Origin of the sequence: Alteromonas antoniana, from assembly GCF_019249295.1 — a bacterium.
GTDB lineage: Bacteria > Pseudomonadota > Gammaproteobacteria > Enterobacterales > Alteromonadaceae > Alteromonas > Alteromonas antoniana.
This window is the reverse complement of record NZ_JAESDH010000029.1, coordinates 23,006-45,622: the sequence shown is the minus strand read 5'-3', so window position 1 is coordinate 45,622 and position 22,617 is coordinate 23,006. Positions and strand designations below refer to the sequence as shown.

26 protein-coding genes are annotated in these 22,617 nt (G+C 50.3%); 13 read left to right on the top strand and 13 right to left on the bottom strand.

Annotation, left to right across the window (positions count from 1 at the left end; translation table 11 throughout):
- The first annotated feature begins 191 nt into the window (after nucleotides 1–191).
- Together JKP77_RS19005 and JKP77_RS19000 are read left to right on the top strand one after the other, a co-directional pair.
- Entirely contained in the window at nucleotides 192–1,985 is a 1,794-nt protein-coding gene (locus JKP77_RS19005) for an ABCB family ABC transporter ATP-binding protein/permease (RefSeq protein WP_218312747.1), read from the top strand.
- Between the two features lies 1 nt (nucleotide 1,986).
- Nucleotides 1,987–2,199, top strand: a complete 213-nt coding sequence (locus tag JKP77_RS19000) for a DUF3820 family protein (RefSeq protein WP_218312746.1) — start codon at nucleotides 1,987–1,989, stop codon at nucleotides 2,197–2,199.
- 37 nt (nucleotides 2,200–2,236) lie between these two features.
- Here JKP77_RS19000 and JKP77_RS18995 read toward each other — a convergent pair whose 3' ends face one another.
- Nucleotides 2,237–3,247 carry an alpha/beta fold hydrolase gene (locus tag JKP77_RS18995; RefSeq protein ID WP_218312745.1) on the bottom strand — a complete coding sequence of 337 codons (1,011 nt, stop codon included), beginning with the start codon at nucleotides 3,245–3,247 and terminating at the stop codon, nucleotides 2,237–2,239.
- 249 nt (nucleotides 3,248–3,496) lie between these two features.
- Between JKP77_RS18995 and JKP77_RS18990 the strand changes: the two genes are divergently transcribed.
- From JKP77_RS18990 to JKP77_RS18980, 3 genes are read left to right on the top strand one after another with little or no spacing between them, the layout of a single operon-like run.
- Nucleotides 3,497–3,679 (top strand): hypothetical protein, encoded by a 183-nt coding sequence (locus JKP77_RS18990; protein ID WP_218312744.1) that lies wholly within the window; start codon nucleotides 3,497–3,499, stop codon nucleotides 3,677–3,679.
- Complete coding sequence (locus tag JKP77_RS18985) at nucleotides 3,676–4,215, top strand: RNA polymerase sigma factor (protein WP_218312743.1); 540 nt, start codon at nucleotides 3,676–3,678, stop codon at nucleotides 4,213–4,215. The genes JKP77_RS18990 and JKP77_RS18985 overlap by 4 nt, the downstream gene beginning before the upstream one ends.
- The gene (locus tag JKP77_RS18980) at nucleotides 4,202–4,552 is read left to right on the top strand and encodes a DUF6768 family protein (protein WP_218312742.1); all 351 of its coding nucleotides are present in this window, start codon (nucleotides 4,202–4,204) and stop codon (nucleotides 4,550–4,552) included. The genes JKP77_RS18985 and JKP77_RS18980 overlap by 14 nt, the downstream gene beginning before the upstream one ends.
- A gap of 94 nt (nucleotides 4,553–4,646) precedes the next feature.
- On the opposite strand, the gene JKP77_RS18975 is transcribed toward JKP77_RS18980, so the two are convergent.
- Complete coding sequence (locus JKP77_RS18975) at nucleotides 4,647–5,057, bottom strand: DUF3224 domain-containing protein (RefSeq protein WP_218312741.1); 411 nt, start codon at nucleotides 5,055–5,057, stop codon at nucleotides 4,647–4,649.
- A gap of 155 nt (nucleotides 5,058–5,212) precedes the next feature.
- Here JKP77_RS18975 and JKP77_RS18970 point away from each other — a divergent pair, with 155 nt between their 5' ends.
- On the top strand, nucleotides 5,213–5,542 hold the full coding sequence (locus JKP77_RS18970; protein ID WP_246601286.1) for a hypothetical protein: 330 nt from the start codon (nucleotides 5,213–5,215) through the stop codon (nucleotides 5,540–5,542).
- A 48-nt stretch (nucleotides 5,543–5,590) separates the two neighbouring features.
- Here the strand turns inward: JKP77_RS18970 and JKP77_RS18965 are convergent, their stop codons facing one another.
- The 4 genes from JKP77_RS18965 to JKP77_RS18950 all read right to left on the bottom strand — a co-directional run bounded on the left by JKP77_RS18965 (nucleotide 5,591) and on the right by JKP77_RS18950 (nucleotide 9,189).
- Nucleotides 5,591–6,934 carry a class II 3-deoxy-7-phosphoheptulonate synthase gene (locus tag JKP77_RS18965; RefSeq protein ID WP_218312740.1) on the bottom strand — a complete coding sequence of 448 codons (1,344 nt, stop codon included), beginning with the start codon at nucleotides 6,932–6,934 and terminating at the stop codon, nucleotides 5,591–5,593.
- A gap of 68 nt (nucleotides 6,935–7,002) precedes the next feature.
- Nucleotides 7,003–7,767: an ATP-binding cassette domain-containing protein gene (locus tag JKP77_RS18960; protein ID WP_218312739.1), complete on the bottom strand. Its 765-nt coding sequence runs from the start codon at nucleotides 7,765–7,767 to the stop codon at nucleotides 7,003–7,005.
- Complete coding sequence (locus JKP77_RS18955) at nucleotides 7,764–8,717, bottom strand: FecCD family ABC transporter permease (RefSeq protein ID WP_338024899.1); 954 nt, start codon at nucleotides 8,715–8,717, stop codon at nucleotides 7,764–7,766. The genes JKP77_RS18960 and JKP77_RS18955 overlap by 4 nt, the downstream gene beginning before the upstream one ends.
- A 7-nt stretch (nucleotides 8,718–8,724) precedes the next feature.
- On the bottom strand, nucleotides 8,725–9,189 hold the full coding sequence (locus tag JKP77_RS18950) for a low molecular weight protein-tyrosine-phosphatase (protein ID WP_218312738.1): 465 nt from the start codon (nucleotides 9,187–9,189) through the stop codon (nucleotides 8,725–8,727).
- 117 nt (nucleotides 9,190–9,306) lie between these two features.
- Between JKP77_RS18950 and pepE the strand changes: the two genes are divergently transcribed.
- Nucleotides 9,307–10,020 (top strand): dipeptidase PepE, encoded by a 714-nt coding sequence (pepE, locus tag JKP77_RS18945; protein WP_218312737.1) that lies wholly within the window; start codon nucleotides 9,307–9,309, stop codon nucleotides 10,018–10,020.
- On the opposite strand, the gene bioD is transcribed toward pepE, so the two are convergent.
- The 4 genes from bioD to bioB are packed head-to-tail and all read right to left on the bottom strand — an operon-like array spanning nucleotide 9,997 to nucleotide 13,753.
- Nucleotides 9,997–10,671, bottom strand: coding sequence for a dethiobiotin synthase (bioD, locus tag JKP77_RS18940; protein ID WP_218312736.1), 675 nt, complete (start codon nucleotides 10,669–10,671; stop codon nucleotides 9,997–9,999). The genes pepE and bioD overlap by 24 nt on opposite strands.
- Nucleotides 10,672–10,695: 24 nt before the next feature.
- Entirely contained in the window at nucleotides 10,696–11,493 is a 798-nt protein-coding gene (locus tag JKP77_RS18935; protein WP_218312735.1) for a methyltransferase domain-containing protein, read from the bottom strand.
- Nucleotides 11,490–12,656, bottom strand: coding sequence for an 8-amino-7-oxononanoate synthase (bioF, locus tag JKP77_RS18930; RefSeq protein WP_218312734.1), 1,167 nt, complete (start codon nucleotides 12,654–12,656; stop codon nucleotides 11,490–11,492). The genes JKP77_RS18935 and bioF overlap by 4 nt, the downstream gene beginning before the upstream one ends.
- Nucleotides 12,656–13,753, bottom strand: a complete 1,098-nt coding sequence (bioB, locus tag JKP77_RS18925; RefSeq protein ID WP_218312733.1) for a biotin synthase BioB — start codon at nucleotides 13,751–13,753, stop codon at nucleotides 12,656–12,658. Before bioB ends, bioF begins: the two co-directional genes overlap by 1 nt.
- A 98-nt stretch (nucleotides 13,754–13,851) precedes the next feature.
- Between bioB and bioA the strand changes: the two genes are divergently transcribed.
- The 3 genes from bioA to JKP77_RS18910 all read left to right on the top strand — a co-directional run bounded on the left by bioA (nucleotide 13,852) and on the right by JKP77_RS18910 (nucleotide 16,573).
- Nucleotides 13,852–15,117: an adenosylmethionine--8-amino-7-oxononanoate transaminase gene (gene bioA / locus JKP77_RS18920; RefSeq protein WP_420840079.1), complete on the top strand. Its 1,266-nt coding sequence runs from the start codon at nucleotides 13,852–13,854 to the stop codon at nucleotides 15,115–15,117.
- Nucleotides 15,118–15,163: 46 nt separating this feature from the next.
- On the top strand, nucleotides 15,164–15,688 hold the full coding sequence (locus JKP77_RS18915) for a DUF2937 family protein (protein ID WP_246601285.1): 525 nt from the start codon (nucleotides 15,164–15,166) through the stop codon (nucleotides 15,686–15,688).
- Between the two features lie 606 nt (nucleotides 15,689–16,294).
- The gene (locus tag JKP77_RS18910; RefSeq protein WP_218312731.1) at nucleotides 16,295–16,573 is read left to right on the top strand and encodes a hypothetical protein; all 279 of its coding nucleotides are present in this window, start codon (nucleotides 16,295–16,297) and stop codon (nucleotides 16,571–16,573) included.
- Nucleotides 16,574–16,614: 41 nt separating this feature from the next.
- On the opposite strand, the gene JKP77_RS18905 is transcribed toward JKP77_RS18910, so the two are convergent.
- Both JKP77_RS18905 and JKP77_RS18900 read right to left on the bottom strand, forming a co-directional pair.
- On the bottom strand, nucleotides 16,615–17,739 hold the full coding sequence (locus tag JKP77_RS18905) for a GNAT family N-acetyltransferase/peptidase C39 family protein (RefSeq protein WP_218312730.1): 1,125 nt from the start codon (nucleotides 17,737–17,739) through the stop codon (nucleotides 16,615–16,617).
- A complete protein-coding gene (locus JKP77_RS18900) occupies nucleotides 17,736–19,223 on the bottom strand; it encodes a RimK family protein (RefSeq protein WP_218312729.1) in 1,488 nt (495 codons plus the stop codon). Before JKP77_RS18900 ends, JKP77_RS18905 begins: the two co-directional genes overlap by 4 nt.
- A 217-nt stretch (nucleotides 19,224–19,440) precedes the next feature.
- On the opposite strand from JKP77_RS18900, the gene JKP77_RS18895 reads away from it, so the two are divergent.
- The gene (locus tag JKP77_RS18895) at nucleotides 19,441–20,412 is read left to right on the top strand and encodes a calcium/sodium antiporter (protein WP_218312728.1); all 972 of its coding nucleotides are present in this window, start codon (nucleotides 19,441–19,443) and stop codon (nucleotides 20,410–20,412) included.
- Here JKP77_RS18895 and JKP77_RS18890 read toward each other — a convergent pair.
- On the bottom strand, nucleotides 20,409–20,795 hold the full coding sequence (locus JKP77_RS18890; protein ID WP_218312727.1) for a hypothetical protein: 387 nt from the start codon (nucleotides 20,793–20,795) through the stop codon (nucleotides 20,409–20,411). The two genes, JKP77_RS18895 and JKP77_RS18890, sit on opposite strands and share 4 nt — an antisense overlap.
- Nucleotides 20,796–20,828: 33 nt before the next feature.
- Here JKP77_RS18890 and JKP77_RS18885 point away from each other — a divergent pair, with 33 nt between their 5' ends.
- Both JKP77_RS18885 and asnS read left to right on the top strand, forming a co-directional pair.
- Complete coding sequence (locus JKP77_RS18885) at nucleotides 20,829–21,134, top strand: hypothetical protein (RefSeq protein WP_218312726.1); 306 nt, start codon at nucleotides 20,829–20,831, stop codon at nucleotides 21,132–21,134.
- Complete coding sequence (gene asnS / locus JKP77_RS18880) at nucleotides 21,131–22,528, top strand: asparagine--tRNA ligase (protein WP_218312725.1); 1,398 nt, start codon at nucleotides 21,131–21,133, stop codon at nucleotides 22,526–22,528. The genes JKP77_RS18885 and asnS overlap by 4 nt, the downstream gene beginning before the upstream one ends.
- Nucleotides 22,529–22,617 lie beyond the last annotated feature (89 nt).

Genomic DNA, 22,617 nt, shown 5'->3' with positions numbered 1-22,617 from the left:
TTAAATACGAAGTGTCTTGAGCAACTGACCCAGCAACGTATTTTATCTTATGCGCTATCAGGTTACACTGACAACGCCTGATGACGCCAATGCCGTGAACAGAAAATCTGTTAACAGACAAACGCGTTCATCACTGATAATCGCTAACAGACCGGTTTTCACCGCCACACCGTTCAATAATAAGAATCATTATGCGCCGCTCCCGCTTTGCTGAAAACACTGACGCCCCTATTCGCTGGGACGTATTCAAACAACTCTGGCCCTATCTGATGGAATTCAGACAACGGGTTATCCTGGCGATGCTGTGCCTCGTTGGTGCAAAGCTTGCGAGTATCGGCTTACCTTATGTACTCAAATATGCCGTAGACAGTTTAAATCAGGAAAATAAAACTGCGCTGGTGCTGGCCGTCCCCTTATCACTGGTTATCGCGTATGGTGTGTTGCGATTGCTTAACGTGTTATTGGGCGAAGTGCGCGACACGCTTTTTGGACGCGTAACAGAGCGTGCGATGCGCCGGTTAGGGCTGACAGTGTTCCGGCATTTGCATCAGCTGGACCTCGGTTTCCACCTTTCACGTCAAACTGGCGGGCTGTCACGCGACATCGAACGCGGCACCAGCGGCATCAGCTTCCTTATGCGCTTTATGGTTTTTAATATTGGCCCAACCCTGTTTGAAATCGCCGTGGTCGTGGTGTTGATGCTTACACAATACGGCCCCTCGTTTGCGCTTATTATTTTACTATCGGTCATCATCTATGTGGCGTATACCATGAAGGCCACACACTGGCGCACACGTTACGTCACCATGATGAACCAGGCCGACTCCACTACAAACTCCCGTGCGGTTGACAGCTTGCTGAACTTCGAAACGGTGAAGTATTTCAATAACGAGAATTTTGAAGCAAACCGATATGATAAGGACCTGGCGAACTGGGAGCATGCCCGTCGTAAAAACCGCTTGTCGCTGTTCGCGCTAAATGGTGGTCAGGCCTTTATTATTGCCATCGCTATGACTTCAATGATGGGAAATGCAGCGCTGGGCGTCGCACGTGGTGAAATGACGATTGGCGACTTTGTTTTGATCAACGCCTTCACAATGCAAATATTTATGCCGCTGAACTTTCTTGGATTCGTCTACCGGGAGATCCGTGGTTCACTGGCAAATATCGACAATTTATTTCAGCTGCTGGATAAAAAACCCAAAGTCTCAGACCAGGAAAATGCCGGTGAACTCAATATCACGCGCGCAGCTATTAAGTTTGACAACGTGCATTTTCACTACGACGCCAAGCGCCCGATCCTCAAAGGTGTGTCCTTTGACGTTGAACCAGGCCAGAAAGTCGCCATCGTTGGCGAGAGCGGTGCCGGGAAATCCACCCTGATGAAATTACTGTTCCGGTTTTACGATCCCAACTCTGGCAATGTCAGCATTGACGGGCAAGATATCCGTACAGTCACTCAGGACTCGCTGCGCAAGCATATCGGGATAGTGCCACAGGATACCGTGCTATTTAACGACACACTGATTGAAAATATTCGCTATGGACGCCCCGACGCCACCGACGAAGACGTAAGCCAGGTAATATCGATGGCCCACCTCTCTCACTTTATCGACTCGTTACCTGAAGGCCTTCAGACTCAGGTTGGTGAGCGCGGGCTTAAGCTATCCGGAGGTGAAAAACAGCGCGTAGCGATTGCCCGCGCCCTGCTCAAAGGTCCGCAAATTCTGGTTTTCGATGAGGCCACATCCTCTTTAGACAGCCAGTCAGAGCAGGCTATTTTGCAGGCTTTGCGTGAGGCCGCGAAAAATCACACCAGCCTGGTTATTGCCCACCGCCTGTCCACCGTGATCGATGCCGACGTTATCTTGGTTATGCATCAGGGAGAAATTGTAGAATCAGGCTCACACGCAGCGCTGTTAAGTGCAGGCGGACGCTATGCGGACTTGTGGTATGCTCAACAAAAACAACAGACAGAGTTGTAATATGGATGCGACACAGGTAAAGGCCGCAGTAAATCAGACAATGCCATTTGGCAAATACGCAGGCCGAAAACTTCTCCACCTGCCAGAGCCATACCTGGTGTGGTTTCACGCCAACGGGTTTCCGTCTGGAAAACTGGGGGAGCAGCTGGCGCTGATGTATGAAATTAAACTAAACGGGCTGGAGAGCGTGGTCGCTCCCCTTCTCGATGAATAAACCGGTAAACCTTTCAGGCCTTTGCAGAGGCAAGGCTTTAATCGCGTTTCTCGCCCAGTACGTCCAGTAAAACCGGCTTAAATTGTGAGTAATCTTCAATAAACGGCAAGTGCCCCAACCCCGGCAACGGTTTCACATCAATCTGTCGATTTCGCGCTTTCACCCGGTTGCCCAGTTTATCGTATTCACCGAGGGTGTAATCTACCCCCTCTTTTTTCCAGTTTCTGCCGGGTCCGGTGGTATCGCGAGTCCCAATAATCAGGGTTACCGGCATCGTGAAGTCATCGAACTCGTCAATAACGGGCTGTGTAAAAATCATATCGTAGGTCAGCGCGCTGACTTTCGCCAAAACCTCCCAGTCATCACCTCTCACCCATCCTTGCAGGGGCACAGTAAGCGCCTCATAACTGTCATTCCAGTCACCATCGTAATAATGCTCTCGCTGGTAAGACACAATGCTTTCGGGCGTTTTATTCAGCTCGTTCTGATAAAAGAAATCCACATCTTTGTACTGCACATACTGAAGGTAGTTTTCCAGACCTATAGGGTTTACCAGTATCAACTGCGTCGTCACATCCGGATACAGCAGCGCAAACCTGCTGGCGAGCATGCCACCCATTGAGTGCCCAAAAATAATGGATCTTTCGATGTTCAGCGATGACATCAATTCGCGGGTATGGCTGGCAAGCGCAGCAAACGAATACTGATAGTTAACCGGTTTGGCAGATTTTCCAAAGCCAATCTGATCTGGCATCAGCACACCATACCCCGCCTTATGCAGGGTAGTAGCGATAGCGTCAAAATAAGCCCCGTTGAAATTCTTCCCGTGCAACAGGGTAACAACAGGCATCTCACCTTTGGGCGCAAGGTACATATATGCCATCGTTAGCGTCTGCCCCTGTGTGCTTACTTCAAATGACTTTACAGGAAATGGGTAGGTGTATCCCGTCAACCGTTTATCGAAACGATGAGAGGATTCAGTGGCCTGTGCGGCGCAGGGAATAAAAATGGCAAGCATGAGCGTAGCCAGAAGAAAACGTCGCGTCATAAGAGACCCCGTTTGTGAGAGATGAACACTATTACTACCGCTTTGCTGCGAGGAGGTTCAATGCAAACAATAAATACCCAGGCCAGTACGCTTGTCAGAAACCAAAAGAAGCCGAAAATAAAGGCGCGTTTTAATCACACACGCCGGTACGTCGCGTTCGCGTGACCAGCACACTTCGGGCAATAATACGGTGTAGCAAAACGGTGATTGCTGACTCGCAAAAACTTTTCCCCGTACGCGAACCTCAGGATGGCTGCTATCGTCTTTATAGAAAAGCACGGAGAAGATTTGTTTATGAACCCGGAAGACACCATTGCTTCACTATCAGAGGTAACCTGGCTGTTAATACCTGAGATTGAGGCAAGCGAACCGATTCGTTTTTTGCTGTTGCATTTACTTGCGCTACTTAATGCCCTGCTGGAGTTTTTGTGAAACAGCAAACCACACTCCCGCCAGAAGTAATAATGCTGTTCGTTACCCAGGCAAAGCGGGGGGACAAAGAAGCACTGGATGCGTTGTATCGCCACTATGCATGGCCGATGAGACGTTTTGCTATTACACGAGTCAACGATCCTATGATAGCGGAGGACCTGGTCCAGAATGTCTGGCTGAAAATAGAGAAGCGCCTGCACCGGCTTAACGATCTGACGCTCTTTCAAAGCTGGCTGTACCGTGCTCTAAAATGGGAAATACTGGACTGGGCTAAAAGCGCGAAAAGTCAGGTCGGCAACGAACAGGACAACCAACCGGACAACAGCCTGCAAATGACCAGCCTGCCGCCCCTGCTCGCCGCATTACCGGAATCAGAAAGAGAGGTGGTTGAGCTGATATACCTGAATGGACTTTGCATTGAACAAGCTGCGCTGGTTATCAATATTCCGGCAGGCACAGTTAAATCAAGACTTTACCGGGCTCGTGCGAAATTACGAGCCATACTGAATGAGGAAGTGGATCATGAAACTGGATGACAACATAGAACAAACCCTGAAAGCGCAAACAAAAGAACTTGATGCAATGATGGAGGATAAACTGTCACTAACTGAGTATTTAAAAACCGGACTATCGTCTAACCTCGGCTGGGTAATGAAAGCAGGCTATGTACTTGCATTTATCTTCTCAGGGCTGCTGGTTTACTGTGGATACCGTTTTTTTACGGCCAGTCCGGATCAGGAACTGTTCTGGGGCGTGTGTGTTATCGCCAGCCTACAGGTTCAGATAGCGACCAAACTCTGGATTTACATGCAGACTGACAAAGCGTGCCTTTCACGCGAGATCCGACTACTGGCACTGACAATAAACAGGTGACTTGGAAGCAGTATACCGATAAATCTTTTACATTATTGCCAGTCAGCAAGGTGTGGTTTGTGTGTTATCCGCGAGGACGTGAAGCGCTAACGCCTTACGTCCAGCCTGCCGTTTCTTTCATACCGAAGTTAAACTCGTAACGATGCACACCGTCTTCAATAATGATTGCCATGGTGCCTGTGAGACCTTCAAGCTCACCGGTGCCTGAGTCAGGTACCACTTGTATTTGCAGGGCCTGGTCACCGTTATCCATCACGCCGTAATGCTGCAGAACAAATGTCCCGACTCTGCCATTGAGCTTACCGCTTACCTGCTCCAGCGCGACGTACCCCGCAGAGCCTTTCACTGGCGTGACAGCACTTAACATTTCACCTGTACTGGTAGCATCAAGCTCACCGGAATACGTTTTACTGATAGCCAGTCGGTTCAGCTCTATGCCTTCCTTCCCTTTCATTGCATCCTGCTGCGGATTCAAATCAACGGTAAACGTACCTGTTATAAACATAAATGCTCCTGATTTTGCCCTGCCCCCGGAAGACGCGGGAAGAAAACGTTGAGGGTGTTACGTGATAAAAAATAACTGTATACTTATACAGAAAACTTCGCAACTATTCATGAAGCCTGTTTAGATTTCAGAAACGTGTTTTCACACTGGGGAGTATGATGTTCAGCCGCCCGAAACGTCAGAAGCAGGCGTTAATCGATCAGCGAATACTGGCAATTCACAAAGCCATCGCAGACAAAGTATTATGCGAGCCGCATTACATTGAAAGAGCCCGCTCTGTACTTACAGAGCGATATAAGAGTGGCATGATGCGATATGGAAGCTATTTGCTTTGGGAGAGTATTCTGGACCACGCGAGCGAGCCAGATACGTTTCAAGACTTATTGCTGGCCGAGGATCTTCGCACGGCCAGTTTGCGTCGCGCTACTATTTTTACCGGCGTGTTGACAGAAGAAGAACGAGAAGCGGTACTCAGTACGTGTTAGTCCGGTAACAATTCAGAAATAAATCCGCTACCGGACCCGCTTTTCGCTTTATCCCTTTTTAAGATGATCCGCAACCAGAAAAGCCATTTCCAGTACCTGATCCGCATTCAGTCGTGGATCGCACTGGGTTTTGTAAGCCTGCGCCAGATCGTCATCGCTAATTTGGTAAGCGCCGCCGGTACATTCGGTTACGTGCTGACCGGTCATTTCCAGATGAATCCCTCCTGCATGCGTGCCTTCTGATTCATGCGCCTGGAAGAACTGGCGAATTTCACTGAGAATCGCGTCAAAGTTGCGGGTTTTGTAGCCACTGGATGCTTTGAAGGTATTCCCGTGCATGGGATCTGAGCTCCATACCACATTGCGACCTTCCGCTTTCACTCGACGCAGCAGACGTGGCAGATTCTGTTCTAACTTGTCTGCGCCCATGCGGGTAATCAGAGTTAACCGGCCAGGATCATTTTCCGGATTTAACGCGTCAATCAGCTTAATTAACTCATCTTCGTCAATGCCCGGCCCCACTTTCACCCCAACCGGGTTATGGATACCACGGAAAAACTCAATGTGTGCATGGTCCAGCTGACGGGTACGTTCGCCAATCCACACCATGTGCGCAGAACAGTTATAAGGCTTGCCGGTGAGGGTATCGATTCGTGTTAACGCCTGCTCGTAATTAAGCAGCAACGCTTCGTGAGACGTAAACAACGCGGTCTCGTGAAGTGTTCCACTGTTTGAGGCATTAATACCGATGACATCCATAAACTCAAGCGTATCCTGAATGCGACGAGACATATCCTGATAACGCTCTTTCAGTGGATTGTTTTCAACAAATGCCATATTCCAGCGATTCACCTGGTGCAAATCTGCCAGACCACCCTGAGCAAACGCACGCAGTAAATTCAGCGTTGCCGCACTGCGGTGATATGCATCTAACATACGGTTTGGATCCGGACGGCGTGCTTCAGGCGTAAACTCAAAGCTGTTGATGATATCCCCGCGATAACTGGGTAGTGAAACCCCATCAACACTTTCATAATCTGAAGAACGAGGTTTAGCATACTGGCCTGCCATTCTCGCCACTTTCGTCACCGGACACCGACCCGCGAAGGTCAGTACAATTGCCATTTGCAGGATCACCTTAAACGTGTCACGAATTTTAGGTGCATTAAATTCATCAAATGACTCTGCGCAGTCACCGCCCTGCAATAAAAATCCCTTACCCAGACTCACATCGCCTAACTGACGACGAAGTTCGCGGGTTTCTTCAGCAAAGACAAGAGGAGGATATTTACTTAACGTTTGTTCAGCCTGTTTCAGCTGGCTTTTGTCTTCGTATTCTGGTTGCTGAAGGATCGGCTTTGATCTCCAGCTGTCAGGTTGCCAGTTATTCACGGGGGGATCTCCTTGATGTAGAAAAGTGTGACAGCAGTGGCGAGAGGCCAATTCTCACTTTACCACAACTAAGGCATGACAATAGGGTCGCAGACTTGAATTTGTAGAAAGTTTTCCAACTTTTTTACCGCAAAATGACAACCAAATGTTGCATTTAAGTTAAATTCATTCACAACCTCAGTCGGTGTTCCATTTGCGACTAAAGAACCATTTTTTAATAACCAGATTTGGTCTGCATTATTTGCACTCAATCCGATATCGTGGGAAGTCAGAATAACGGTATTGCCTTTCCCGGTAAGTGCTTTTGTCAGCGCCATCAACGCATATTGGTGCCTGATGTCCAGCCCTTGCAGGGGCTCATCAAGCAGAACCAGTGCGTCTCCGGCTTCAATGGCGGGCCACACCTGCAATAATGCCCGGCAAAGCTCTACCCTTTGCTTTTCCCCGCCTGACAAGGTGGTAATGCGGCGCGTCAGCAAATGCGACACTTCCATCGTAAATTCCAGCAATGTCGGCAACGGGGAGACCTGAGATGAGGCGTAAAAATGCAGATAGTCGTTTACGCTAAGTGCGAACGAGGCCGCAGATGACTGTGCGTGGAAGGCGCGAAAGCGCGCAAGCTCGGGCAACGTGAGGGCGTTTACCGGCGTATCATCAATACGACAATGCCCGTTATCCGCGTCAGTGAGTCCGGCAATCACTTCCAGCAAACTCGATTTTCCCGCGCCGTTTTCTCCCAAAAGGTGGATGCTTTGCCCTTTCAGGCACTGGCATGTCACATCAGTAAGCCGCTTATCCAGAGAAACCGCATGCAGTTCAACAGCCAGAGTCATCGCCATTGTCCCTTGTAGATCGCCCAAAGTAACAGCGGGCCTCCCAGGGTCGCGGTGATCATCGACACCGGAAACGTTACCGTTCCCATTAACTCTGTCGCCAGTGCGACGAGCAATAAAAACAGCGCGCCAGTCAATGCCGAAGCCGGCAGAATAATGCGGTTGTCAAAGCCCACCAGAAGCCTCAGCAAATGCGGCACCAGTAAGCCTAAAAACGCGATCGAACCGGCCACCGATACAGCAGCGCCTACGCCAATTGAAGCGGCAAGTAATACCCGTCTGATCAACTGCTGCGGGCTGACACCAGCCACCGCGGCCGCCTTCTCGCCAGCATAAAGCCAGTTCAGCTTTTTAGCCTGAGCAAGCTGATACGCACAACTCAGAAACATGATAGGCGCAGCTACCCACAAAAGCGTACCGTCAGCCTGATATAAACTTCCCATTAGCCAGAAGGTCAGGTTGCGCATGGACTGCGCGTCGGTAAACAGATAAAGCCAGGCAATCACCGCGCCGGATAAGGTCGACACCGCGATACCGGCTAGAATAACTGCCATGCTGGCTTGCTGCAGACGCCTTGCTAACCGGTAAATCAACACGGTACTGGCTATCGCGCCAATAAAACATCCCAGTGGCAATATGTAATGAAAATGGGTTTGGGCAATCGCCGGAGCGGATAAAATAAGCACTGCCGCTACCAGGCTGGCACCGCTGGTAATGCCGATGATTCCCGGGTCTGCCAGCGGATTTCGCAGCACCACCTGCAGCGTTCCGGCACTCACCGTCAGCACGGCGCCGGTCAGCACTGCCGTCACCATCAGTGGTACCTGAAGGGAAAAGAAAATATGACTTTTTACTGCCCCGTCGGCTTCCATTGACCAGGTAACTGCGGCAATGGCTGCAATCACAATAAGGCAGCTACATGTCAGTCCTGCAAGCAGAAAACGGGGCACCCTTACATCACCGCTTCAGCGTGTTGATGAGGCCATCAGACGCCGCTTCAATCAGATCCAGCACCAGTTCAAAGCCTTGTTTGCCGCCATAATACGGATCGGGCACCTCTTGATGGTCGCTGTCGGCGAAAGACAAAAACAAGTGAATTTTGTCGTGGTACTCTTCCGGCGATACTTTCCGAAGGTTACTCAGATTGCTCTCATCCATCGCCAGAATGTAATCGAATGTCTCAAAGTCCGACTCTTCCACACGACGACATTTAAGGCCTTTGAATGAATAACCTCTGGCGGTTCCTGCCGCCTGCGAACGTTTATCTGGCTGTTTACCAATGTGATAGCCATGTGTACCGGCTGAATCAATTTTCACATTCAGCCCGGCTTCTGCCGCTTTATGACGAAACACGGCTTCGGCCGTGGGTGAACGACAAATATTGCCCAGACAGACGAATAAAACAGAGGGCGCTTGGGACATAAAACTCAAACCTTTGAAGACAATCGATAACCACAAAAAAACCGGCATTACCTGAGTTGCTAAACTTCAGCGCAGCTTTCACGTATGATACTGCGACATTTATTACATGGAGCCATTATGACTGCACATGCTTTATTGTTAAGCAGCTCCCGGCAAGGTGACGAAGCCTACCTCGAACATGCCAGGGCGCATATTCTTGCACACTTGGGAGAACGGCGCGAGTTGCTATTTGTCCCTTATGCGGCAGTAACCCAAACCTACGACGCCTATGTCGAGGCAGTTCAGAAAGCGCTGCCTGAGTGTGCTGTAGTAGGCTTACACCGTGCCTCAGATCCGGTCAAGGCCGTCACCCAGGCGAAAGAGAACCATCAGGCCATTGTTACCGGGGGCGGAAATACTTTCCATTTGCTCTACACGCTTTACGAGCAGAAACTCATTGCACCGCTGCAAAATGCGATTGCTGATGGCACGCCCTATATCGGCTGGAGTGCGGGCTCTAACATTTGCGGCATGAGCATTCGTACCACCAATGACATGCCCATTATTGAACCACCATCGTTTAATGCACTGAATATTTTGCCTTTCCAGTTAAACCCTCATTACACCGATTACCAGCCACCCGGCCACAACGGCGAAACCCGCGATCAACGGCTTGCCGAGTTTACCGTGCTCAACCCCAAAACGCCGGTTGTCGCCATTCGGGAAGGCACAGCCTTGTTGTTAACGGACAACACACTGACATTACGGGGCGAGAAAGGCGGCTTTGTTTTTACCGGTGAGGAGAAACGCCCTGTTGCAGCCGGTGAATCACTCACACAACTGCTGGGTTAATGCCGCCAGCTCATGATTTGCCGGTATCTTCGCATAGGGGATTTCTCCCAGAAATGGTGCCGGCATTTCTGCTTTAAGCGTATCCAGATTTTCAGCATAGCGCGGCATATCCGGGTGTAACTGATTAGCTATCCAGCCCTTTATGGTTAGCCCGTCACGCTGCACGGCTTCGGCGGTAAGCAACGCATGATTCAGACACCCCAGTCGCATACCCACCACAATAATGACATCCAACTTTAACTGTTGAACGATATCTGACAGGTAGCGCTTGTCTCCCAGGGGCAAACGCCAGCCACCGGCCCCTTCCATAATCAGCAAATCCGGAGACATCGCTTTGAGGTGCATATATCCCGCTTTAATCGTTTCTGCGCTGATAGCGACACCAGCGTCCTGCGCTGCAATGTGAGGCGCTATTGGTGGTACAAAAGCAATAGGGTTCACTTCATCCTGACTTACCGGTAACGAACTGTTTGCCAGCAGTTGCGAGGCATCTTCATTCACCAGCCGACCGTTAATGACTTCACATCCGGCGGAAACCGGCTTATAACCCACGGTTTTTTTGCCCGCCTCAGAGGCGGCCTTCAGTAGAATCGCAGAGACATACGTTTTACCGACATCAGTATCGGTGCCAGTAACAAAATAAGATGGCATAGGTAACCTGCTAGTCTGGGTTAATCATTTCTCTACAATGAGCTGAGCAATATTGTAGGTTAGCGGAAGGGAATTATTTTCCCCGTGCAACGACTGGTATGTCATAGACAGCTTTTTCAGATCCTGACGTGACAGCCTCGCCCCTTCTGCCGTAGTGACCCCTGCCCCGGTATGTTTTATTGACCGCAGCAATGACAACAAATCAGGATGAGCGTCGACATAGGCAACTAACTTCGCCTCTGTGAGTGTAAACCCTGCCGTAGCTGCAGCGTCACACCATTGGGAATAACTGGCCTGAGGATTTGTGGTGACTGCCATACCCGCCACACGGCGGGCACGGTCCAGCTCCTCAAAAGAGCCATCGACCATAATAGCCAGCGATGCCCGACCGCCTTTTTTCAGCACGCGCTGCATCTCATGCATAACGGTTTGTGGTGACTGGCACCACTGCAGCGCCATAGAGGAAAACAGCTGGTCAAATGACTGCGATGCGAAAGGCAATGCCTCAGCCTGTCCCTGATGAAACGTGAGATCAGGGTAGCGCTGAGCGGCATAAGCGATCATCCCCGGCGCAATATCCAGCCCGTGCACAGTAGCACCGCTGCGCGCCAGCGCGTATGTGTGGCGTCCTGTACCACAGCCGATATCCAGTAAAGACTCGCGGGGCGATAACGTGATTTTACTGAGCAAATCTTCAGCCACGCGCTGCTGCACGCCAGCGTGGGAGTCATAAGATGACGCACACCGGCTGAACGAGGCTGCCACCCGTTGCCTTTCAGGCACCGGTACGGTGTTCAAAAAATCGGATTCTACTGCCTTCACTGTGACACCTCATTCAGACTCAGCATTAACGCGTCGCACATGACATCGATGTCTTTTTTCTGATGCAGCGCGCTCAGCGTGATACGCAGGCGATCGGTACCTTTAGGAACGGTTGGATGGCGCATAGCAGTAACCCAGATACCCCGCGAGCGCATAGCCTCACTGATCGCAACGGCGCGTTGCGGATCGCCTATCAGAACAGGTTGGATTGCACTTTGCGACGACATCACATCAATGCCATTTTGCGCAGCAATATCCCGGAAGTACGCGATGTTGTCGTGCAGCGCCGCTCTGGCCTCACCTTCTTCACAATACGTCAGCGATTGCAACGTCGCTACCGCCTGTGCCGGAGGCATCGCTGTAGAATAAATGTAGTGCCGGGCATGGTTAATCAGATAGTCAATGAGCAACTGACTGCCGGCGATAAACGCACCGCCGGTGCCGATTGCCTTACCGAAAGTAGCCATCAGAACAGGTAAACTGGCCTGAGATAACCCGTAAGCGTCTGCGGATCCCAGGCCGTGCTCACCAGTCACACCAAATGCGTGAGCGTCATCCAGCATCAGCCAGGCGTTATGCGCTGTTGCCAGCGACGTCAGTTCAGACACCGGTGCGCTGTCGCCGTCCATGCTGAAGACCCCTTCCGATACCAGCAATTTATCGGTAACCTCACTCTTACTGAGTAAGGTTTCTGCATGCGACACGTCGTTATGCTTAAACCGGGACAGCGTGGCGTTTGATGCCATCGCACCATCGATAAATGAGGCATGCATGAGTTTGTCAGCCACGATATGACCGCCATCGGCAAACAGTGCCTGACAGATGGCCTGATTGGCAGCAAACCCGGAGTTAAACAACAGCACGGCCTCACGCTGTAACTTGTCTGCCAGATACGCCTCAAGCGCCAGATGGGCCTGACTGTAACCAGTGACCAAAGGTGAAGCGCCGCTGCCACCGCCAAAATGCGCTAACCCTTCAACCCACGCCTGCAGTACGCCCTGATGCTGACGCATACCCAGATAATCGTTGCTGGCAAAATTAAGATAGTGCTCGCCGTTGATATTCACAACCGCGTCTTTCTCATACTGCTGGCAGTGCCGGGTACGCAAATACCCGTCTTCGTAGCGCTGCGCTAACGCTGTATCAAGCCAGTCAAAGGCCATCAGGCCTCCGCTTCAGTCTGTGACTTTCTGCTTGTCGCATCGTAAAACAGGTTATCCGTAGATTTCACCGCGATTTCTTCGCTCAGTGCCTGCTCGTGCGCTTCATCAGAGTATTCTCTGGTACGCTCGGTATTGATACCCAGCTTTTTAAATAACAACACGTCTTCATGGGTGTCCGGGTTAGACGTTGTCAGCAGCTTGCAGCCATAGAAAATCGAGTTTGCGCCGGCCATAAAACACAGTGCCTGCATTTGCTCGTTCATCGCTTCGCGTCCCGCCGATAAGCGCACATGAGACGCTGGCATCATGATCCGTGCTACTGCAATTGTGCGGATAAACTCAAACGGATCCAAATCTTCTACGCTATCCAGTGGCGTGCCTTTTACTTTTACCAGCATATTGATAGGAACACTTTGGGGTTGCTCTGGCAGATTCGCCAGCTGAATCAATAAGCTGGCCCGATCTCCGGCACTTTCGCCCATTCCCACAATGCCGCCGGAACACACATTCATGCCGGCCTCACGCACGTTTTCCAGCGTATTCAGCCGGTCTTCATAAGTGCGGGTAGTGATGATGTCGCCATAGTATTCCGGCGACGTATCCAGGTTGTGGTTGTAGTAATCCAGTCCGGCCTGTTTCAGTGCGATAGCCTGATCGCGGGTCAGCATACCTAGTGTCATGCAGGTTTCCAGCCCCAGTTTCTTCACTTCCTGAACCATTTTCAGCACGTAAGGCATGTCGCGTTCTTTTGGGTTACGCCACGCGGCGCCCATACAAAAACGGGTTGAGCCAGTTCGTTTGGCGTCTTTGGCCCGCTCGATTACCTTTTCAATTTCAAGCAGACGCTCTTTTTCAAGACCCGTGTCGTAGCGCGCACTCTGCGGGCAATACTTACAGTCTTCCGGACACGCGCCGGTTTTAATTGATAACAACGTGCTTACCTGAACTTCGTTCGGATCAAAGTTTTCGCGATGAATCGTCTGCGCTTTGAATAATAAATCGTTAAATGGCAGCGCGTATAATGCCTCGACTTCCTGTTTGGTCCAGTCGTGGCGAATAGAAGATGATAATGCTGAGTGCATGGGCGCGGCGGTCATAGCCTGTCCTTTACTAATTCTGAATGCTGGCTTAGTCTATGCGCGTCAACCGACTTGTCAACTCTGACCAATTGAAAACCTTTACCAGTGGTTATATTTTGAACAACATAGAATTTGATAAACAGCATATCTGGCATCCTTATACTTCGGCGCTGAATCCATTGCCGTGCTACGAAGTTGTGGGGGCCGAAGGCGCAGAGCTCACACTTGCAAGCGGCGAAACCGTTATTGACGGTATGTCGAGTTGGTGGGCGGCCATTCACGGCTATAATCACCCACAACTTAATGCCGCTGCGCATAAGCAGATCGACGCCTTCTCGCATGTGATGTTTGGTGGTATTACCCACCAGCCTGCCATCGACTTATGCAGGCAATTACTGGATATGGTACCTGCCGGGCTTGAACGGGTGTTTCTGGCGGACTCAGGATCTGTCTCTGTAGAAGTGGCCATTAAAATGGCAATTCAGTACTGGGCCTGTCAGGGACGAGCGGAAAAACACCGTATCGTTTCTCCCCGCAACGGATATCACGGCGATACCTTTGCGGCGATGTCGGTATGCGATCCGGTAAACGGCATGCACAGTCTCTTCTCCAGCGTTTTATCCAAACAAATTTTCGCGCCTGCACCACAAACCCGGTTTGAACAAACATTCAGCGAAGACGATATTCTGCCACTCGAAGAGTTATTCGAAAAACATCATCACGAGATGGCGGCACTCATTCTTGAGCCCATTGTTCAGGGTGCAGGCGGCATGCGCATTTATCACCCCGAATACCTTCGCCGGTGCCGACAGCTTTGTGACAACTACGATGTGCTTTTGATTTGCGATGAAATTGCTACTGGCTTTGGTCGTACAGGTAAGCTGTTCGCCTGTGAACATGCAGATATCAGTCCCGATATTCTGTGCTTAGGAAAAGCACTCACCGGGGGATACATGACGCTTGCGGCAACCCTGTGCACCGAAGATGTGGCTCAGGGTGTATGTCAGGGTGAACCCGGTGTGTTCATGCATGGCCCGACCTATATGGGCAACCCTCTCGCCTGCGCAGTCGCAGGCGCCAGTTTGTCTATTATCAATGAAGGGCACTGGCAAACGCAGGTGGCAAAGATTGAAGCGCAGTTAAAAGCCACCTTGCCAGCCCTGATGTCGTTACCGGCCGTTGCCGACGTACGGGTGTTGGGAGCGATTGGTGTAGTCGAGGCAAAACAACCTGTGGATGTGGCCAGAATTCAGAAACATTTTGTCGCCAACGGCGTATGGATCCGACCATTTGGAAAACTGGTATATATCATGCCTCCCTATATCATTAGTGAAGCACAGCTGACTACACTCACTGATGCCATTCACTCGGCGCTGTCATAAACGTCAGCTATAAAAATGATGTGGGGAAAAACCTAACGGAGAAGTTATGGGACTGATGGTAAGGGTTCTGGATAAAATAGTTTTTACAGCGCTGTTTTTAACCGCGCTGCAGGTGCCTATTCTGGCCGACCATTATCGTCAGTATTTAAGTGGCTTTTTTGATGCTACTGAGCAACAGGTAGAGCAATATCAGGCGTTGGCGGATCAGTTTGGTTATGAGTCTGTTGATGCCCTTATCGACACTTTGCGTCAGAATCCGGACCCGGTGGTAAAGCAGGATGCCGCCAATAAAGCACAGACAGTATCTACGTTGGATGACTTACAAACTGGCATTCAGACGCTCTCAAACGGCCACTATTACGAAAAAGCCTGGTACATGTTTCATCCTGAACAAAATGCTACGCTAGCCAGGGTTATCGATAACTTTTCCCCTTCCGTCCCGCTTGATCCAATGGCAGTGTTATTTAGTTTAATCACAGCAATTGTGTTGAATATGCTCCTGTGGGCTCCCTTCTGGTGCGTAGGAAAAGTTCGTCACTGGCATCATCACCGCCATCATCACCCGGCCTGATATACAGACTGAGCGGCTTTCTTTTTCGCTAAATTTGCGGGATGGAATTCAGGTTGTCTTCTGCCGAAGTTCGAATAAGCGACGGCGTTGTCCGTCTTTACCATTAATCGTCAACATAGCAACTGATGCGCGGTTTCCGTCACCTGATATGTGTGAACAGGAAGTCCCCCAAATTTTTAAAGACTGTTCGAACATCGGTTTGTGAATGATTTACAGACAGTGCATTTATTGCACTGTACTTGCGCGCTCATTACGTGCTTATGATCTGACAACGTGACGCTTAACACGCTGCGATGACCTGGCTTACCCATTATCATCGTTATTCCGCTTTCATTAACGCTGCTCAATCGCTGTCGGTAACCGCTTCCTATCCCCCTTTCTGCTGCCCTTTAGCTGAAAACGCGCTGCTGTTTCCCCTGGCGGTTTTAGCAGCAACATTGCCCGATACACCCCAAAAATTATACGTGTCCCGGCAATTAGGTATCGTTTTTGCTACCTAATAGGTAAGACAGGCACGTATTAGCAGGAGATTTTGCACTAATCTGTTCAATAATCCTCCAATAAGGCGGAGCCGAGCCAGGTTTAGCGGTAAAAAAGGTAGTTACCATGTTGAATGAAAATACAAAATTAATCGGCCAGGTGTTGCAAATAAGAGACAAACTTGTTGCGAAACGCCATTCAATCCCCAGTGATTTGCAAAGTGAATGGCAAAAACTGATTGATAACACGGCCTGCTTTGACGCATCTCAGACATTAAGTCATTGTGTTAAAGGCAGACCGGCGAAAAAGCCAACCACATTTGAGGGCAGCGCCACCGAGTTAACGCGTTTGGTAAGTCGCCTGAACGATTTCAACCTGCGGATTAGCGGTAATATCCGACATTAAGCCAGGATGCGCGTTGTCATACTGGCTTACCCGTCAGTGAGTCAGGATTCCTGACGTAGCAACACCACGGTGCGAACCTTTCGGGTACCGTAACTTGCCAGTCGGTTAAAGTCATCCCGGGCTACCGGTATGTGCTGGAATTCCATGGGCGGTTCGTCTTCAGCGTCCGGATCATGAAGGTAGAAACAGTGTTCGTCTGCATCTGTTAATGCCACCCAGTGCGGTGCTTTACGCTTATCAAACGAATAGGTGCTGATAAGACAAATTACCTGCGCCCCGCTTTGTACCTCTGCAGCCAGTGATGCCAGTGACCAGTCGCTGTATTCGATATCCAGTGAGCGCGCCTTCGCCTCGCTTAAAAACTCGGCTTCCACCGCCTGAATAATTTCTTTTTTATGCTGGCTTCTGACGCCATCAACAAACAGTGGAAACTCTCTATTGCACCAGACTTTGACATCGAAGCCGGCATCCATAGCCGCCAGGGCAAGGCCGACAGGATGACAACCGCCGTGTCCCGATGTCATAAATATCGTGGTCGCGCGGCGCCAGATAGCCAGTTCATTAGTCTGGCTCATTTCATAATCTGGTTCCAAGTGATGCATCGCCATCATGAGTGATGCCGGACCACAGGTAAATTCTGTCGTTTGCTGGTACCAGGGAAATACATCCCCCTTGTGGGAAATGTCAGGACTACTGAGTACCTTTTGCATTCTCAGCGCATCCGAACTGTCTTCGTAGTAATGACTGTATACGCCAAACTGCTCGAAGCCTAGTCGCTCATAGAGCCGGATTGCGCCCAGATTCTGCTCAGAGACTTCCAGGCGCATAAAACGCTTTCCCCGTGCTAAGGCACATTCCTCCAGGCGCCCTATTACCGACTCCGCAATGCCCAGCCCGCGGGCCTCTGGCAGCACCGCTAAAGAATACAGGCGGGTTAGCTGCGTGCCTCTGCGCATTAGTAATAACCCGTAACCCACCAACTCTGTTCCTTTTTCTGCGACCACGAACACCGCATGGGGCGCATCAATATAAAATCGCATACGTCGACGGCTTAATCTGTCCGTAGCAAAGCACTGTTGCTCAATTTTCAAAAGCAACGGCAAATCGTTGTAGATTGCTTCTCGTAACGACACCGGTTCACAACTCACACGGGCTAGCGCGCTCATCGGCCTCGTTGCTCCAGCTTATCGGCGAACGACTGCATAACCTGTTCGTACAGCGTTTTCCCCAGATACTTGTCTTCAACGCCGGCATCAATACTGGGGTTGTCATTCACTTCAATCACAAACACCCCTTTCTCCGTTTGCTTCAGATCCACGCCGTAAAGCCCGTCACCCACCACTTTTGCTGCTTTTACTGCAGCCTGTAATACCGGCTTGGGTACTTCGAACGTCGGCATCGTGGTAAAACCTCCTGAGCTGAATCGGTCGCCTTTATGGTTGTAGATTTGCCAGTGATTACGCGCCATGAAGTACTGACAGGCATAAATAGGCTTGCCACCCAGCATACCAATACGCCAGTCGTACTCAGTATAGATATATTCCTGCACCAGCACCAATGCCGACGCTGCCAGCATATCGCCTAACTTCTGCTCCAGCGCCTTACGGTTCTCGGCCTTGGTCACGCCACGGGAAAATGCACTTTCCGGCAATTTCAGCACCATCGGATAACCGAACGTTTTTTCCAGCTCATCACAGGTTTTGGCATCCAGCGAGGACACAAAACGGGCTTTAGGCGCAGGCACCTGCTGGTAGGTAAATGCATCCTGTAGATACACTTTATTGCAGCAACGCAGAATAGACTGCGTGTCATCCATTACCACAACACCTTCACGCTCAGCGGCTCTCGACAGGCGGTACGTGCGATGATCGATTGCCGTCGTTTCCCGGATAAACAGCGCATCATAGTGCCCCACTTCCTGCTCGGACAGTTCTGATACCACATCAACCTGAAATCCGCATTTTTCCGCCGCTTTTACAAAGTATTTTATGGCTTTCGCATTGCTGGGCGGAGTCGATTCATCAGGGTCTACCAGAATGGCCATATCCCAGCGCATTTGCTTACCCTGACGGGACTGTCGCCACTGACGTTGCGTGTAAGACTCCAGGCTCGCAATACAACGCGCCTGCCCCTCTTCTTCCAGATCCGCAAATCCTGCCGCTTCACAGGTCAAAAAACCGTTCACCTGCCGTACTCGCGAACTGTCATCAGCAGCCGCAACATCGGGCAAATGAAGCGTTACACTGAGTACCGGGAATGGAAACGCGTCAAAGGCCTTACGCGCTAACACGGACAGTCGCTGATCTTCTGTTTCTCCGAAAAGTACAAAGAAAGACTGTGGCAGCGTTTCACCCGCTTCGATTTTCAGGTTCGCAGGCAAAGACAGACGGCGTGATTCACCACTTTCTGCCAATCGCAGATCGTTAATGGTTTTTACCGTAGGTAATACCAGGTGATTACGTGCCTGTGCCAGCAATGAGCAATAGTAGCCCTGGCTCAGATAACGGGACGTATCACATAAATTGATGACGCGGGTTTTCGGCTCATTGAGCTTAGGAAAATCCGCCAGGTAGGCATCAAAGGTGATGACGTGTAGTGGCGAGGAAGCAAAGGGAGCAACATCGTCTACAACAATTAAAGTGTTGTGCATGGTTAACGCTTCTAAAAAAACATAGCTAAGGTAAACTCTAACGGTGCCACAGTTTGCGGTTATATACTCGTTATTGAGCGCGAGTGTACGGCATGCGCATAATTTGCATAGTGTTTTACGCACGTAATTTTTTCATCGTTACGATGCAATAAATTGATGTTTACGGTTCGGCACTTCGCACCGCCAAGTGCGACAAAAAGTGTTTAAAGGAGAATGTATGTTATTAGCGAGTCTCGCCATTATCGTGGGATTACCGGTGTTGTTGTGGAGTGCCGGTAAATTTGTTGGCGGTTCCGCAGCGGTGGCGAATCACTTCGGTGTATCACCCCTTTTAATCGGTATGCTGATTATCGGTTTCGGCACATCAGCGCCTGAAATCATCGTGTCTGTTTTTGCCGCGGTACAGGGAAACTCTGGTATTGCATTGGGTAATGCGTTTGGCTCTAACATTGCCAATATCCTGCTGATCCTCGGACTTACTGCACTCATTAGTCCGATTGCAGTCAAATCGGAAATTATCCGCAAGGAAATTCCGGTAATGCTGGGGCTTACATTCTTTGCCGCGTGGCTGTTGATTGATAAGAATTTATCAAAAGACGATGCGTTCTCGCTCATCGGGCTGTTTATTTTGCTGATCTCCTGGAGTATCTGGACGGCGATAAAAGGCGACAAAGACGCGCTGGCAGATGAATATTCAGAGGAAATTAATTCTTCTCAGGGGACCGTCAAAACCCATGTCATGTGGCTTCTCGCCGGCTTGTTACTATTAATTGCGAGCTCGCGTATTCTGGTGTGGGGCGCAGTGGAAGTCGCTACCTTCTTCGGGGTAAGCGACACCATTATTGGCCTGACCATTATCGCAATTGGTACTTCACTGCCAGAGCTGGCATCCTCGCTGGTCGCAGTCAAAAAAGGCGAGCACGATCTGGCCCTGGGTAATGTGATTGGTTCAAACATGTTTAATACGCTGGCCGTGGTAGGGATTGCGGGCATGATCCAGCCAATGACCATTGATGCATCCTTCCTGTATCGGGATATTGTGGTAATGCTGGCAGCGACTGTAGCCTTGTTCATTTTCTGCATTGGCATTAAGCGACAGGGTCGACTAAACCGGCTGGAGGGGGGATCCTTTCTTCTCGCTTATATCATTTACACCTATGTACTGATTAACTCAGCATTTATCAGCTAAGTTATCTTTATAGTGAGGGTTAACAGGCTTACCAGCGAAATGCCTGCCAGAATAAACAGGTTGACCCCATAATTATCGTCCCGGCGCCGGTTGCGCCGGGCACGCATAATCATCGTCAGTAAACTTACGCCCAGACATATCTGCAGCATTGCTGTCATTGCATCCACGTACCGCTGCGACCACTGAGTATCACCTTCCACCCCCCAATATTGCTGCACACCAGAAACAAAATCCGGTCTTGCGAAATGAAATAATATCAGTGCGATAATTAGTATCAGCCACGCCAGCGCGTTCGCCACCAGCACAGCGCGATAAAATCCATCCTTCGTTCTGGGTATCTGACGGCGTTCAGGCGACTCTCCTACGGTATTTTTCTTGCCCATTTGTCATCCTTATGTCTGGTAACAAAAGACAGGTTGAGTATACTACCTGCCTTACTGGAAAGCGGGATGCCTGCCTGTCACAGGTTGCTCCCTTTGCTGGTATGGCTGGTACAGCAGATAAGCAGCACGGCACAAGCCAGCTTCGCAGATGACCTGTATACGACCAACATCAGGTATTGCGTTCATATTTTGCTCGCAATGGCCCGTCAGCAACGTCCAGTGCAAACACGATTTACCCATATCCGGCATAGCGATAAGCCGGGTGTGCAGATGCACGACATCACGTTGTATGCGAAGATGTCGCAAAGCAACAACGATTTTACGGAGAACACAACATGACGCATGCGCCCGTTGTCGACGTACTGAAAGGTCAGTACGCGGAAGGCGAAACGGTAACGGTGAAAGGCTGGGTACGTACCCGCCGGGATTCAAAAGCCGGGCTGTCTTTTATTGCCCTGCACGATGGCAGCTGTTTTGACCCAATTCAGGTTGTCGCCTTGAATACCCTTGAGAATTATACCGATGTGCAGCGTCTGACTGCAGGTTGTTCACTGGCTGTGACGGGCACCGTCAAAGCGTCACAGGGACAGGGACAAGCACTGGAACTGGAAGCACAATCTATCGAGATTGTCGGTTTGGTTGAGAATCCGGACACCTACCCTATGGCGGCAAAACGCCACAGCATCGAATATCTGCGTGAGTATGCTCATCTGCGCCCGCGAACTAACGTGATTGGTGCAGTTACCCGCGTTCGCAACTGTTTATCTCAGGCCATTCACCGCTTCTTTCATGAGAATGGCTACGTATGGATAAGCACGCCCATTCTGACAGCATCAGATACCGAAGGTGCTGGTGAGATGTTCCGCGTCTCGACGTTGGATATGATGAATTTACCCATGGATGACAAAGGTCAGGTCGACTTTTCTGAAGACTTCTTTGGTAAAGAAACCTACCTTACGGTTTCCGGTCAGCTAAATGGCGAAACCTACGCCTGCGCAATGTCCAAGATCTATACCTTTGGTCCGACATTCCGTGCGGAAAACTCGAACACCAGTCGCCACCTGGCTGAGTTCTGGATGATCGAACCGGAAGTCGCTTTTGCTGATTTAAGCGATATCGCGCAGCTTTCTGAAGATATGCTCAAATATGTCTGTAAAGCCGTTCTGGAAGAGCGGGCTGATGACATGGCATTCTTTGAGCAACGAATCAATAAAGATGTGGTTAAACGTCTGCAGGCGCTGATTGACTCAGATTTCGTACGCATGGATTACACCGATGCCATCGACATTCTGCAAAACAGTGGCAAGCAGTTTGAATTCCCGGTTGAGTGGGGCGTGGACCTGTCTTCTGAGCATGAGCGCTATCTGGCTGAAGAGCACGTGGGTGCGCCTATCATCATGCAAAACTATCCGAAGGATATTAAAGCGTTTTACATGCGCCTTAATGATGATGGTAAAACCGTGGCGGCCATGGACGTACTGGCACCAGGTATTGGCGAGATCATCGGTGGTTCACAGCGTGAAGAGCGTCTTGATGTGTTTGATGAGCGTCTGGAAGCCATGGGGCTATCAAAAGAAGATTACGGCTGGTATCGCGACCTGCGCCGCTATGGCACCGTGCCGCATGCTGGTTTTGGACTGGGTTTCGAGCGTTTAGTGGCGTATGTCACCGGAATGCAGAACGTGCGAGACGTGATCCCGTTCCCAAGAACACCGGGTAACGCCAGCTTCTGATGACGTTACCCGCCGGCGCTTGCCGTCAGGAAAGTTTCGAAGCGTGTACAACGTCGTTGTACACGCTTTTTTTGTTATTAGCGGTTGTG